Origin of the sequence: Alteraquisediminimonas sediminicola (genome assembly GCF_019740335.1) — a bacterium.
Classification (GTDB): domain Bacteria; phylum Pseudomonadota; class Alphaproteobacteria; order Sphingomonadales; family Sphingomonadaceae; genus Alteraquisediminimonas; species Alteraquisediminimonas sediminicola.
Genome location: NZ_JAHXZS010000002.1, coordinates 370,425 through 383,763 on the forward strand (window position 1 = coordinate 370,425; position 13,339 = coordinate 383,763).

Sequence of the window (13,339 nt, forward strand, 5' to 3'; positions counted from 1 at the left end):
CGATTTCCTAAGAAAAGCGGCATGACGACCTATACTGATATCATCGATACGATCTGTACACTGGCCGATGCCGATCCGGCCCGCCCGTTTCTGCGCAATGCGGCGGGCGACATCCTGCTCGATTATGGGCAGTTACGCAGTGAATCCGCCCGGATTGCCGCGCTCTTGGCCGAACTCGGTATCCAACCCGGCGATCGCGTCACCGCGCAGGTGGAAAAGTCCGTCCCCGCCATGCTGCTCTATCTCGGCTGCCTGTGGCATGGCGCGGTCTATATGCCGCTCAACAGCGGCTATACCGCATCGGAAGTCGCATGGTTCATCGATAATGCCGAACCATCACTGCTGATCGTCGATCCGCTCTGGCGTGACCGGCTCGATAATTTACCCGATAGCCTGCGGATCGAAACGCTGGATGGATCGGGCAAGGGCAGTTGGACCGACCTGCTGGCCCATGTCACCACCACATCCAAAGCCCCGCCCCGTCACGATCCGGAAGCCCCGGCGGCGATGCTCTATACGTCCGGCACCACCGGCAAGCCCAAGGGCGCGGTCATCCCGCGCCGCGCCTTGTCGTCCAACGCCGCGATTCTGGTCGATGCATGGCGCTTTACCAAGGATGATGTGCTGATCCATGCGCTACCGATCTTCCATGTCCACGGCCTGTTCATCGCCACCAACACGCTGATTTCGGCGGGTGGCAGCATGATCTTCCTGCCGAAATTCGATGCCGCCGAGGTGCTGCACCTCTTCCCCCGCGCCACCAGCCTGATGGGTGTGCCGACCTTTTACACCCGGCTCCTCACCCTTCCCGGCCTCACGCCCGATGCGGTCAAGGGCATGCGCATGTTCATCTCCGGCTCTGCGCCCTTATTGGCCGAAACGCATCGCGCGTTCGCGGACAAGACCGGCCATTGCATCCTCGAACGTTACGGCATGACCGAAACCCAGATGAACACGTCCAACCCTTATGAGGGCACGCGCGAGCCCGGCACAGTCGGCTTCCCGCTACCGGGGGTAGATCTGCGCATCACCGATCCGGCCAGCGGCTCCCCGTTGCCGCAAGGCGAGATCGGCATGATCGAAGTACGCGGGCCGAACCTGTTTTCCGGCTATTGGCGCAACCCGGAAAAAACCGCCGAAGACATGCGGGATGACGGTTTCTTCATCACCGGCGACCTCGGCATGATCGACGACAAGAAATATGTCCGGATCATCGGGCGCGGCAAGGACTTGATCATTTCCGGCGGGTTCAACATCTATCCGAAAGAGATCGAATCCGAAATCGACGACCTGCCCGGCGTCAATGAAAGCGCAGTCATCGGTGTCCCCCATCCCGATTTTGGCGAGGCCGTGGTTGCGGTGATCGTCCCCTTGGCCGGGGTAGAACTCACCGAGGCGGACATCATCACCGGCCTGCAAGACCGGCTTGCCCGGTTCAAACAGCCCAAATCAGTGCAATTCGTCCCCGAACTGCCGCGCAATACGATGGGCAAGGTCCAGAAAAACGCGTTGCGCGACCAATATCGGGGCCTGTTCGCCTGAATGCCCGGTTTATTCTCGCCAAATTGGTCGATCTCATTGCCCAGCCACCGCATAGACCGCAATATCATCGGCAAAGGGGCATGAATGATGCGTAACATGGCCATCGGCCTGATGATGACGGCAGTGGCTGGGATGCTGCCCATGGGCGCGGCACATGCGCGAGATGCCGCTCTCACTCGTCAGCATCATGTCCAATGTCTGATCGCCACTGTCACCCTGACCGGCAGCGAAGACCCGGACCTCAGCCGCAATGCCTATATGGCCTCTTTGTTCTTCGCGGGCCAATTGTTCGGCAGCAATCCGACCATCGATCTACCACAGGCGGTCAAAGCGGAACTCCCCAGATTGGACGCGGAAAAGCTCGAGACATTGGCGGGTGAATGCGGCGCGGAACTGGCGGCACGCGGCCAGCAATTAAGCGCAGTCGAACAGGCGCTGGCCGAAGATGGCGGGCCGCTCGCAAGCCCAGCCCCCTAATCCATCCCGCAACGCATTTTCCGCGCCGCGCAATGTTCCATTTCACGCGAAATCACTCTAAAGCCCCCTCATGACCGTCCGCACCCGCATTATTCCCTGTCTCGATGTCGCCAATGGCCGTGTGGTCAAGGGCGTCAATTTTGTCGATCTGCGCGATGCCGGGGACCCGGTCGAAATCGCCCGCGCTTATGATGCCGCCGGGGCGGATGAGCTTTGCTTCCTCGATATTACCGCCAGCCATGAAGCGCGCGGAACCTTGCTCGACATCGTATCGCGCACCGCCGCCGTCTGCTTCATGCCGCTCACCGTCGGTGGCGGTGTCCGCACGCCGGAAGATGTCCGCGCATTGCTGCTCGCCGGTGCCGATAAGGTCGGGGTCAATTCCGCCGCCGTCGCCAAGCCGGAAATCGTGGCGGACATGGCCAATATCTTCGGCAGCCAGTGCATCGTCGGTTCGGTCGATGCCAAACAGGTAGCAGCAGGCAAATGGGAAATCTTCACCCATGGCGGGCGGCGTCCGACCGGGATCGATGCCGTCGCCCATGCTGTGCGGCTGGCCGAACTTGGCGCAGGCGAATTGCTCGTCACCTCAATGGACCGCGATGGCACGCGCGATGGCTATGATCTCGAACTCACCCGCACAATCGCCGATCAGGTTGCCGTGCCGGTGATCGCCTCGGGCGGGGTCGGTACGCTCGATCATCTGGTCGCTGGCGTCACCAAGGGCCATGCGAGCGCCGTGCTGGCCGCTTCGATCTTCCATTTCGGCCAGCATAGCGTCGCCGAAGCCCGCGCCGCCTTGCGCGCGGCGGGCCTGCCGGTTCGCGCCTGAAGATCTGGGCCTGAAGCTTAAGCCCCATTTTCTTTCCGCTTGCGCCCACAGCGCGTTTGGCGAAGATGGCCGCATGAAGAACACAAAATTTTCCATTCTCGATCTGATCCCCATCCGCGAAGGCCATGACATCGCCGATGCGCTGGCCAATGCCGCGGCACAGGCGGCGCTGGCAGAAGAATTGGGCTTCAACCGATATTGGGTGGCCGAACATCATGGCATGCCGGGGATCGGCGGCGCGGCGACATCGGTCGTGCTGTCCCATCTCGGCCATGCGACCTCGCGCATCCGCATCGGATCGGGCGGGATCATGCTGCCGAACCACAGTCCGTTGCAGATCGCGGAACAATTCGGGACGCTGGACGCGCTGTTTCCGGGACGGATCGATTTGGGCTTGGGGCGCGCCCCCGGTTCGGACGGGCGCGTGGCACAGGCGATGCGCCGTAACCTCAACAGCGACGCCAACCAATTCCCGCGCGATGTGATGGAGTTGCAGGCCTATTTCGAGGGCAATCCCCAATTGGGCATCACCGCGACGCCGGGCGCGGGTGCGAAGATCGATCTATGGATTCTTGGGTCCAGCCTGTTCGGCGCGCAACTGGCGGCGGCCCTTGGCCTGCCTTATGCCTTTGCCTCGCATTTCGCGCCTGATTTGCTGGAAGAGGCGCTCGACATCTATCGCGCCCAGTTCCGTCCTTCACCGACGCTGGATCGCCCTTATGCGGCGGCTGCGTTCAATACATTCGCCGCCGATACATTGGAGGAGGCGCAATTGATCGCCTCGTCGATGCAACAGAATTTCGTCTCGATCCGCTTTGGCACGCCGGGCAAGCTGCCGCCCCCGGTGCCGGGCTATGTCGATAGCCTTGACCCCATGGGGCGCGGGGTGCTGCATTCGATGCTGCGCTGCATCAGCATCGGTACACAGGCAGATATCGAACGCGACCTTGCCGCTTTCATCACCCGCACCGGCGTGGATGAAGTCGTGCTGTGCGGCAGCATCTATGATCAGGCCGCGCGCAGACGGTCGTTGCAGATCGTGGCCGCTGCGGCCCGCAATATAGGGACATTGCAGGCGGCGGCCTGATCAATCAGGCCTGATGATCCACCCCATATTTCCGCATTTTCTCAATCAGCGTTGTGCGCTTGAGCATCAGCAAGCGCGCAGCTTCGGAAATCACGCCATCCACCATATCGAGCGCCATCTGAATACGCTCCAATTCCATCATCTCCAGCAGTTGATCGGCATCAACGGATCGTCATCGCGCGGGGCCTGAGGGTGAAAGCTAACGGGCGGCGGCGCAGGAAGAATAGCGACGGCGTCAGGCAGGTCATCCTGTGTCACCCGCGCGCGCAACGCGCTGCCGCTGGTCAGGCGCATCCCCTACTGGCCGATCAGGCCCTCGAGATCATATGCGTTCAACATTTCGCCGGGGAACCGATGATGATGCCCGTGCGCTAAAAGTCGAACTGTAGTCTTGTGGCAAATGCCTCACCCCGCGCTGTTGTGCCATTGACCAATGGCGTCACGACCAACAATGAATTTCTTCCCCGGAACCGGATATAATTGAACAGCAGCGTCGCCCGCGCGTTCAGATACCAGTTGATCGCGCCGGTCCAACTCACCGCCTTGCGCTTCAGCGGCGAAAGGCCGCGATCCGTTAGATCGAGCTGATCATAACGCAGCGCCAGTTCAACCGCGCCCCAATGGCCCGCATCGGGATTAAAATCGGCATTAGGCTTGATATGCTCTACCACGCCATTTTTCACCCGGCGCGTTTCCCCCGTCGCAATCCAGCTACCGAAAACATAAAAACCATCGAAATCGAGATCGGCCAGCCCCGCATCGCGGTTCAGCTTTAACCGCCCATATTCGCCCTGCACCGCCCAAGGCCCCTGCGCGCCGATCAACTCTGCCATGATGGAATCCGCCGATGCGATACCCGTGATCGACTTCACCTCGATCAACTTTCCATCATCAACCCGCACATTGGGCCGATCCCCGATCGAAACCGTTCCCCCCGCCAAATTGGTCGCATGGAAACCTGAAACGCCGATTTGCAATAGCCGACCCTTGGTCAGGATCGGGGCATAGGCCACCCGGCCATTCACGCCATAGCCCTCATCCGGGGTTGCCTCAGACCGCTTGATCGCCTCACCCGATCCGAACAGGCCTAGGGCCGCATTCAGCCTTGGCGATTGATAGCTGACCATCGCGCCCACCCGTCGATCCGCACCGACGGCGGTAAAAGCATTACCTGCCATCCCATGTTCCAGGAATGTCTGATTGGCATCCGAGGTCACGCCCTCTAAGCCATAGGGTGTCTTCACATGACCGATGGTAACCGACCAATTGGGCGTCAACGCATATTGGAGATAGGCATCCAGCAACGTCACATTATTTTTGACATATTCGGCGGACAAGCGCCATTTGAAAGCGTCATAAGCCGAGCCATCAAATCCAAAGCGCGCACGACGAATATCGGTGCCATTGCTATAATCATAGCCGCCCGCGCGCGCATTATAGCCCGCATAATCAACCTGAATCATGCCCTTGGGCCCGATCGTGAAATCGGCTGCGAGAGGGACTTGCGCCACTGAAGGTACAGGTAGGGATACGACGGGCACAGCGGCCTTCATTGCTACCGAGATCGGAGGGGATTCTAAGGTCGCTGCCACGGAGGCCGCAGCAGCGGGCTTTACGGTTTGAGCGGCTTCCAGAGCAACATTGCGCGCTTCCAACTGCCGAACCCGCACCTCTAACGCCTCCAGCCGTTGTAGTAGCAGGTCCTCCGCAGCGTAATGTGGTACCGGAACTACTGCCTGCGCCAACCCCGACGTCGTGGAGAGCATAAGATAAACGCAAAGCGACAATGTCGGCAGTTTATGCGCATAATTCATAATGTCATCACCCTTTAGATTTCCTAATCTGTCCTAGTAGTGCTACTGATAAAGTCCGCCGGACCTTCGGAGTTCATAGCGGAAGCAGCGCCTGTGACGCAAAGCTGAATTGGGCAAACCGCCGAGCCACCAATCGCTGTGCGGCTCCCTTCGCTGATCGGATACCATCATACGCGTCTAAGAGCTGCCCCCCCCCAATATCGAGAGAAAGCGCAGGCCGATACAGCAATCAAACATGCATTACAGACAGCTCGGCGACAGTTTTCAGGACTTGTAACCGGCCTTTCGCATGGCTAGATGCCAATGGATCAGATAGAATCCAGCATTTATGAGTGACCGAGAACAAGGATTGAAATGAGCGACATCCATGTTTTCATCATATCCTGGCGAGGCCAGCATGATCGCGCTGCCCATATTGCCCAATGCCTATCAAACCGACTGAACAAGATCTCAATCGTCTATTCCGGGCCGGATTCAGGAGCATTCGATGGGCTGGATTGCCAACGCATCTACCGCGACGACCGCCTTTTCTGGTCAGATAAATTCCGCGCCTGTCTCGATCATTGTGCACCGCAGGAGATCATGCTCGTAATCCATGCCGATTGCGCCTGTGAAGATTGGGGCGATCTCCTGCGCAAATGCCGGAATGCACATGCCAGTTTAGACAATATGGCGATATGGTCACCGAAAATGCGGGGCACTCCATGGCGGCTTGAAAAAACCCGGATGGAGCGCATCAACAACAGTGATTGGAGCATCGTTGCCCAGACGGACGGCATTGTCTTTTCCATGATTCCCGCCATCGCCCAACGAATGCGTGAAGCTGATTACAGTTTGAACTTCTATGGTTTGGGCATCGACTGGCTCTTCATCTGCGCCGCCTATGCCCGAAACAAGATTGCCGTGCTCGACGAGTCCGTCCTCGTCCACCACCAGCTATCGAGAGGCTATTCCTCCCGCGAAGCGCGTGCGCAGAAACAAGTATTTCTCAGCACGCAACTATTGCAGGAAGAACACGCAGCCTATGTATCACTGCGCAGGCACATGCAGCGGCGAAAACATTATTCCAAAATGCTCTATTGGCTGGAATATGTCAGCGACTGTCTGAAAAAGGCAAAATTCAAGGTTCTGAATTTTATTAAGTAACTCCCTTATATTGCCCTGATGTAACCGGTGCTTCTATTATACTGGGTAGAATAACAGTGTTCTGGACAAACGTGTCTGGAGATTGAACCAGACACGTCACCATCCATCTCTAATCTGTCACACGCACAGAGTTCGTCACCAATATGAAATTTACATGCCCTCATGTTTAGACGGCAAAAATAACGGACTCATCCCCGTGCATAGTGGAATGGCCAAAATATATTTTATAATCTTCATGAATTCCCTTGAGTAACCTTGGAACTTCATAGAAATCCGAAATATTATGATATACGCATATCGCCATTACAGGTCTGAATCGTTCAATTGTGTTCATTGCTCCTTTTAGTGCCTCAATTTCAGAACCCTCAATATCCATCTTGATAAAATTAACTGTCGGAAGTCCTGCTTCTTTGACAAAGTCATCAATTTTTATGGATTTTATATTAGCTGCACCCTCGATATCAGAAAGATGCACCTGTGCCGCCGGACCGGAACCGGTAATCGACATGATTTTATCTGATTGCGACCATACAGCCTTTTCGATTAAAGAAATTCTATTTTGCAGATTAATATTTTCATTTACATTATGCCTGTAAACAAGCAAATTTTCCGGCATAAACTCGAATGAATAAACCCGCCCCGTAGGGCCAGCCAAATCTGCAAAATTCAGACTGGTCCCGCCATAGCAAGCCCCGCAATCTATAACATAATCACCATTTTTAACCGTATGAATTTCTGTGAGACCTCGATAGCTATATTGCGGATAAAGAAATTCGTTAAATAGACCAAATGCATCACTGTAGACTGCAACATCCCGCCCAATAGGACGCAAGTTCGCATATTGTAGATCTTTGTTGGAAAAATCTTCAGGGATACGATTTGGTTCGCCTAATTGGCCAAGCGAAGAAACTGCATTCCAAAAATTGTCATTATCAAGAGGAAGGCGAACATATTTCCAGCCCAATGCTCGATAAGCAAGCACCAACAGCAACAAACGCTGCGACGCCGCATCACCGAGATTGTCATATAACCATTCCCACTTTTGAATATTTGACGACACCATAGCCAGTGCGTGCTTACAGAGAAGCGTTGAATCGCTTTCTATTTCGGCAGAGGGCCGATATGGTTCGGGGCGCATGTTTAGCCTGACACGGGGATCCGTCAACCCTGATGGATTTTTCATCAAGTATTTGATTGTCTTTTCATAATTGAAAATGAACGAGCCTCTTGATTCATTGGCCAGAACGCTCAATGTATCATCTTCATAGGCCCTGTGCGGATGCAACATGCAACTTCCTTTAGCTTATTTAAAATATTATATATATTACCCATTCCCCATAGAAAATACTATCCGCTTTTCACGAAAACTCTTGCCTAGCTTAATTTTTTTGGCATTAAAAAATAGTTAGATAGAATAACATCTCGCACAGTCAATGCAATTCGGATATGTATATATCCTATTGTATTTGCAGCACCATCACCACTTTGTTAAAAAAACGCAGGAGGCGCAACCACTATCTCAAAAAAATGGGAAATATTAACTAGATTTTCAATCTATAACCGCGCACAATCATCCACCATTATTATCAATTTATAGAAATATATTCGGCCCATACAAAGATCTTGCATATACCTGTTACCTGCATCGGGACAGGATATTTATTTCCCCTTGGCAACGACATTAAACCCTACTCGTTCCAATATTAGCTCCGCGCCACCTACTATAGCGCCCCCATCATGCCCAGCAGCGTCTTAAGAAGCCCCCTATCGGTAATCGTATACGGTAAGACAAGCGCATTTTTCTCATTTTCACTTGCAGCTTACTGAACATCCAATTGACCACGGCATCACCATTTCGAGAATATAAGATTATATATTTTTATTATAAAATACAGAAATTATATCACTTAAATCCGTATCATCCACACCGCTGTGATATGGTAAGCACAAAACTCGATTTTTAATAATATCAACGAAAGGCGTATCCCGGACAGAATATATGGGAAACCCCTTATAGGGATCAAAATCCGTGCAAATTGGGTGGAAATATTTCCGCGCAAAAATCTGGCGCGCCTTTAGCTCGTCATAAAGATCGTCGCGTGTGCATCCAAAAGTAGCTGGATCCACCACGATAGGGAAATATTGCTCCGAGCTTGTGACGCCCTGCTGTTCGGGAGGCAGTTGTATGCCGGGGAGGTCATTCAACAACTCTCTGTATTTTTGCTTCAACCCGGCGCGAGAACGCTTTTCCTCCTCCACCAAAGGAAGGTTCAGCAAGCCGATCGCCGCCTGCATCTCATTTAGCTTCCCGTTAATGCCAACTGAAACCACTTCCTCTTCGTTCTTGATACCAAAATTCCGCAGATGATAAATGATCTCGGCATCTTCCGGCCTATTCGTGGCCAGCAATCCCCCCTCAAGTGTATTGAACAGCTTGGTGGCATGAAAAGAAAATGCAGAAGCATCGCCATAAGAAGCAATAGAGCGCCCATTGACGGTGACGCCGAATGCATGGGCCGCGTCAAAGAACAATCGTAGATTATATTGTTTGGAAATGCACTCCAGCGCCTCAATCTCACACACATTGCCATAGACATGCACGCCCAGAATGGCCGAAGTGCGTGGCGTAATAGCCTTTACCACCGCAGCGGGATCCAGTGTCAACGTGTGCGGCAAAACATCCACGAAAACAGGCTTCAGGCCATTCCATGTAATCGCATGCGCAGTGGCCGCAAAGGTGAGAGGCGTCGTAATCACTTCACTGCCTATGGGCAGGTCGAACAACTTCAAGGCCACCAGCAATGCAATGGTGCCATTGTTGAACAGCATTGCCGTGGGCACATCCAGATAACACTGCAACTCGCGCTCAAGCTGCTGATGCAACGGGCCGCAATTCGTCAGCGCCTTGCTCTGCCAAATATCGCCCAGCATCCGATGAAAATCATTCAAATCCGGCAGCATTGGCTGAGTTACATATAACGGCCTGGACATTAAAAACCCCTATTATGTGCACTTATTTTATATATAATTTCACAAATTTATGATAGAATGTATACATTTCTATTTAAAAAATCATCATAACCATCACGCATCATATTATAGCCATCATATTCTGCAAACAAAATTCCAGCTCTACTTCCCTGTCTTGGTAACATAATCTCACCGATAGAATTTAACGGATAAAATGATTTTACACATACTTTTTCTTTAAAATAAATAGCCTCATAAACATTATGAACATCTGACGTGACCGTATGCCGCAATACGAAATTATGCATGTCATTCGCGGAAAATTCGACATGTTTATTTATAAAATATGAAGAAAATTTAGATGCATAAGGATATCCCGTACTATATTCTATAAGCATTGAATATAAATCACCCGGGCACCTTCTGGTCATCTCCACAATCATCGGGCACCCATCCGATATGATGAATTGAGTATGGATAAGCCCATCTTTCAACTTCAAAAAACTACAGAGCTTTATTATTCCAGCCTCCAATACAGTTGTACACGTCAATGGCAAATCATGAACCACATAGCTGGTGTCCACAGCATATGGGTTGGCTGAACTCCCCTCCCGCACATAAAAGACCTTGACCAGACGACCGGACTCGACAAAAGCGCTGCAGCTATGCAGCTCTCCTGCAATAAAGCTTTCAATAACTACATCTGATAATGGGGTGGAGTTTTTCGCCAATCGCACAGCTTCTTGAAGGGCGCAAATGTCCTCTCCAGAAAATACAGTAACCCCTCGCCCGCTAAACCCATCCACTGGCTTGCATATATAGCGCCCCTTCATCGGAAAATCGGCTTCAATAAAAGATTTCGGCGCAGGCAGGTCCAACTCCTTGCAGAGGCGCCTGAAAGCGAATTTGTTGGAGATCGCCTCATTGCTTTGGGGCGAATCCATGAGCCCCGTGCTCAATTGAAGATTAACGCATGTCGCCATCGAGATATCCGTGCACCCCGGCACAACATAATCAAAACCATGATGGTCTATAATCTTAGAAACAGCGTCAACTTTGCTGTAATCTTGCTGAATCCATTTATCTCTGGCTTTTACGGCCAAAATATCAGTAGGCCGATTGCCCATGACCCAGACATCATGGCCAGAATCTTTTAGAGATTTATAGATGGGCAATGCGGAAAATGCGGCGTCCAGAAGCAATATCTTCATGCGTTATCCATGCATTGAGAAGGGGTTTCAGCCATTAAGCGATCCATATACATGATGGAGTTGGTCGCAATTGACCTCTGTATGGCATGCACTACCAGCATGTTGAGATAACCATCTCGCGCAGATACTTTGGGACGAGTAAAATTTCGCACTACGTCTATAAAATGCTCAAGCTGTAGAGCGAGCGGATCAGCGGGGTTACGCTGGAATGCAACTTCTTCAAAATCACACCACCAGGACGGATCCACGCCATCCGCGTAATATTTCGCGCGCATGCTGGGAAAGTCCAAGGACCCATTCGTGCCGGCAAAATGGTAGCAATTTCCCATAGGAAAATAAGGATATGACCGATTTTCGCCACTTGTCATTTCCCAGCTCTTGCTACTTGCAGCAGCATCGGAAAGCAGAAATGAACCAAGCGCACCATTGTTAAATTCAAACGATATCGCGACCGTATCTTCAACTTCGTAATTACGAATGTGATTACCTGAAATGGCGACCAAGCTTTTGATATCACCGCAAAAATATCGCATCAAGCCTATTTCGTGGATGAGATTTATCAAGATCGGGCCTCCACCGATCCTGGTGCGCCAAGCCCCCTCTTTGAAATAATGCGCCGGCTTGTAAAACAGAGCCCTGCCCTGCATCGCCACTAGTCGGCCAAATCGTTTATCCTTTAAAAAAGTGTCGGCTACATTGAGCAAAGGGCTATAGGTTCGATGGTGCCCCACCAGAACAGGTATTTGAGATGCCTCAGATGCTTCCATCAGTTTCTGCGCGCTAACAAGATTATCGGTCATCGGTTTTTCGACAAGCGCCGGCACCCCATTTTCGATACAAGCCATGGCTTGATCAAAGTGGAATTGATTTGGCGAACTGATCACCACTGCATCCGGTTTTTTTTCGGAAAGTGCCGTTGACAATTCCTCATACAGATCCGTGCCGCAGAATTGCGCAAAATGCCGATTATCCTCTGTATCGGGCCCCACTATGCCCGCAAGGGCGCAATCTTCCCGCCCAAGAACCAAATGAGCATGCTGCTTGCCGATCAGGCCCGCTCCGACAACTAAAAATTTCAGCTTCTCACTCATCCTTACACCATAACCCAATAGTTCACATGCTAACCTCTGGACGGCATTAGCTCAAATTGACGCAAAGTTAGCCTCTTGATTTTTTCAATGTATTCATCTTTTGAATACAAGTCATCATATCTGTCTACCAACTCTTTGTTTGTATCAACATAGAGTTTTTCACTATGAGAAAATTCATATATTCTATCACATATATTTTCTATGAAACTATCCTTGTCCGGAAAAATATTTTTATACCGCAGGTAATCTGGTGAAGGGAAAAAATCCCTATTGTAAATCGAAAATCCTATCCCGCCCTGATGTATAGGCTGCGCCAGATATCCATCGAACCCCTCACCAAATGTAATCGAAAACATGCAGCGAGTTGCCAGGTCCATGAACGCATCAAAAGTAATATCACGAATCTCAATAAGCTTGAAGTCTGGAAAAGCGCGTGAAATCTTGCTAAGAATCTGCCGCTTGTGCGGGGCCTTATCTGGTGAATAGATAATTATCTTCTCTTTTTCAGTAAAATGAGAAGGAGCATAAGCACTCAAATCAGTATAAGCCGGAAGCAATAGAGTAGGCAGACAATAACGATCCGTCATTTCCTGACTGAAATAGGCGTGATGCGCAACCGACTGAGTGATATCGTGGGATATTATCCTCAATGGCGCAAAACTGTTGCGATCAGGCATGAGTTTAATATTTTGATTCATAATATTTATATAAATCTTTCTTTTTGGATTCAATAAATATTCACACTCCTCACCGGTCAAATCATTATAAAAATATTTCGTCGCATATTCAGGAATATGAAGATAGACTTCTTCTGCATCCTTACAAAGTGTTATTTGAGAAAAACGATATACATTTTCAGAATTTCTAAAGTTCGTATTCCGATAATAGGTTACGCCAGTCCCAGTGGGACGCGTCATCATAATGATTTCACACCCATGATGTCGTTTAAGCCGACGCATTTGCTCCACAATAGAAAAGAAGGAAAATATCCCTCCACTCATTGCGTTATGCTCCGGCACAACCATTACGATTATTTTTTTCGAGACACGAACTTCATTTGGAAATGATATATTCTGCATTAAAGAGCAAATATGCTCTTCAGAGAAATTATATATTTTTTCATCGTATTTCCACATTAATCTCCTTTTAATTCGACGCCTCTCCTCTTT

The 13,339-nt window shown here is 51.1% G+C and carries 13 protein-coding genes; 5 read left to right on the top strand and 8 right to left on the bottom strand.

Features of this window, described 5'->3' with window-relative positions; translation table 11 throughout:
- Positions 1-21: 21 nt before the first annotated feature.
- The 4 genes from K6117_RS07840 (at position 22) to K6117_RS07855 (ending at position 3,938) form a co-directional block, all read left to right on the top strand.
- Complete coding sequence (locus K6117_RS07840) at positions 22-1,542, top strand: malonate--CoA ligase (protein ID WP_221793618.1); 1,521 nt, start codon at positions 22-24, stop codon at positions 1,540-1,542.
- A gap of 84 nt (positions 1,543-1,626) precedes the next feature.
- Positions 1,627-2,019 carry a hypothetical protein gene (locus tag K6117_RS07845; protein ID WP_221793620.1) on the top strand — a complete coding sequence of 131 codons (393 nt, stop codon included), beginning with the start codon at positions 1,627-1,629 and terminating at the stop codon, positions 2,017-2,019.
- A gap of 70 nt (positions 2,020-2,089) precedes the next feature.
- On the top strand, positions 2,090-2,851 hold the full coding sequence (gene hisF / locus K6117_RS07850; RefSeq protein WP_221793622.1) for an imidazole glycerol phosphate synthase subunit HisF: 762 nt from the start codon (positions 2,090-2,092) through the stop codon (positions 2,849-2,851).
- 73 nt (positions 2,852-2,924) lie between these two features.
- A complete protein-coding gene (locus tag K6117_RS07855) occupies positions 2,925-3,938 on the top strand; it encodes an LLM class flavin-dependent oxidoreductase (RefSeq protein WP_221793625.1) in 1,014 nt (337 codons plus the stop codon).
- A gap of 4 nt (positions 3,939-3,942) precedes the next feature.
- On the opposite strand, the gene K6117_RS07860 is transcribed toward K6117_RS07855, so the two are convergent.
- The 3 genes from K6117_RS07860 to K6117_RS07870 form a co-directional block, all read right to left on the bottom strand.
- Positions 3,943-4,080 (bottom strand): helix-turn-helix domain-containing protein, encoded by a 138-nt coding sequence (locus tag K6117_RS07860; protein ID WP_221793627.1) that lies wholly within the window; start codon positions 4,078-4,080, stop codon positions 3,943-3,945.
- Positions 4,077-4,232, bottom strand: a complete 156-nt coding sequence (locus K6117_RS07865) for a hypothetical protein (protein WP_221793629.1) — start codon at positions 4,230-4,232, stop codon at positions 4,077-4,079. The genes K6117_RS07860 and K6117_RS07865 overlap by 4 nt, the downstream gene beginning before the upstream one ends.
- Positions 4,233-4,309: 77 nt before the next feature.
- Positions 4,310-5,401, bottom strand: coding sequence for an OprO/OprP family phosphate-selective porin (locus K6117_RS07870; protein ID WP_221793632.1), 1,092 nt, complete (start codon positions 5,399-5,401; stop codon positions 4,310-4,312).
- A 705-nt stretch (positions 5,402-6,106) separates the two neighbouring features.
- On the opposite strand from K6117_RS07870, the gene K6117_RS07875 reads away from it, so the two are divergent.
- The gene (locus K6117_RS07875) at positions 6,107-6,898 is read left to right on the top strand and encodes a hypothetical protein (protein WP_221793634.1); all 792 of its coding nucleotides are present in this window, start codon (positions 6,107-6,109) and stop codon (positions 6,896-6,898) included.
- Positions 6,899-7,064: 166 nt separating this feature from the next.
- Here K6117_RS07875 and K6117_RS07880 read toward each other — a convergent pair whose 3' ends face one another.
- From K6117_RS07880 to K6117_RS07900, 5 genes are all read right to left on the bottom strand, one after another.
- Positions 7,065-8,186 (bottom strand): FkbM family methyltransferase, encoded by a 1,122-nt coding sequence (locus tag K6117_RS07880; protein WP_221793636.1) that lies wholly within the window; start codon positions 8,184-8,186, stop codon positions 7,065-7,067.
- A gap of 581 nt (positions 8,187-8,767) precedes the next feature.
- The gene (locus K6117_RS07885; protein ID WP_221793638.1) at positions 8,768-9,859 is read right to left on the bottom strand and encodes a DegT/DnrJ/EryC1/StrS family aminotransferase; all 1,092 of its coding nucleotides are present in this window, start codon (positions 9,857-9,859) and stop codon (positions 8,768-8,770) included.
- A 77-nt stretch (positions 9,860-9,936) separates the two neighbouring features.
- The gene (locus K6117_RS07890) at positions 9,937-11,079 is read right to left on the bottom strand and encodes an ATP-grasp domain-containing protein (RefSeq protein WP_221793640.1); all 1,143 of its coding nucleotides are present in this window, start codon (positions 11,077-11,079) and stop codon (positions 9,937-9,939) included.
- Positions 11,076-12,170, bottom strand: a complete 1,095-nt coding sequence (locus K6117_RS07895) for a Gfo/Idh/MocA family protein (protein ID WP_221793641.1) — start codon at positions 12,168-12,170, stop codon at positions 11,076-11,078. Before K6117_RS07895 ends, K6117_RS07890 begins: the two co-directional genes overlap by 4 nt.
- A 29-nt stretch (positions 12,171-12,199) precedes the next feature.
- Positions 12,200-13,306 (bottom strand): hypothetical protein, encoded by a 1,107-nt coding sequence (locus K6117_RS07900; protein WP_221793643.1) that lies wholly within the window; start codon positions 13,304-13,306, stop codon positions 12,200-12,202.
- Positions 13,307-13,339: the final 33 nt, after the last annotated feature.

Bases quoted from the DNA above. Each gene is read 5' to 3' on its own strand.
- K6117_RS07840 (WP_221793618.1), top strand. From the start codon at position 22: ATGACGACCTATACTGATATCATCGATACGATCTGTACACTGGCCGAT.
- K6117_RS07845 (WP_221793620.1), top strand. From the start codon at position 1,627: ATGATGCGTAACATGGCCATCGGCCTGATGATGACGGCAGTGGCTGGG.
- hisF (WP_221793622.1), top strand. From the start codon at position 2,090: ATGACCGTCCGCACCCGCATTATTCCCTGTCTCGATGTCGCCAATGGC.
- K6117_RS07855 (WP_221793625.1), top strand. From the start codon at position 2,925: ATGAAGAACACAAAATTTTCCATTCTCGATCTGATCCCCATCCGCGAA.
- K6117_RS07860 (WP_221793627.1), bottom strand. From the start codon at position 4,080: ATGATGGAATTGGAGCGTATTCAGATGGCGCTCGATATGGTGGATGGC.
- K6117_RS07865 (WP_221793629.1), bottom strand. From the start codon at position 4,232: ATGCGCCTGACCAGCGGCAGCGCGTTGCGCGCGCGGGTGACACAGGAT.
- K6117_RS07870 (WP_221793632.1), bottom strand. From the start codon at position 5,401: ATGATTCAGGTTGATTATGCGGGCTATAATGCGCGCGCGGGCGGCTAT.
- K6117_RS07875 (WP_221793634.1), top strand. From the start codon at position 6,107: ATGAGCGACATCCATGTTTTCATCATATCCTGGCGAGGCCAGCATGAT.
- K6117_RS07880 (WP_221793636.1), bottom strand. From the start codon at position 8,186: ATGTTGCATCCGCACAGGGCCTATGAAGATGATACATTGAGCGTTCTG.
- K6117_RS07885 (WP_221793638.1), bottom strand. From the start codon at position 9,859: ATGCTGCCGGATTTGAATGATTTTCATCGGATGCTGGGCGATATTTGG.
- K6117_RS07890 (WP_221793640.1), bottom strand. From the start codon at position 11,079: ATGAAGATATTGCTTCTGGACGCCGCATTTTCCGCATTGCCCATCTAT.
- K6117_RS07895 (WP_221793641.1), bottom strand. From the start codon at position 12,170: ATGAGTGAGAAGCTGAAATTTTTAGTTGTCGGAGCGGGCCTGATCGGC.
- K6117_RS07900 (WP_221793643.1), bottom strand. From the start codon at position 13,306: ATGTGGAAATACGATGAAAAAATATATAATTTCTCTGAAGAGCATATT.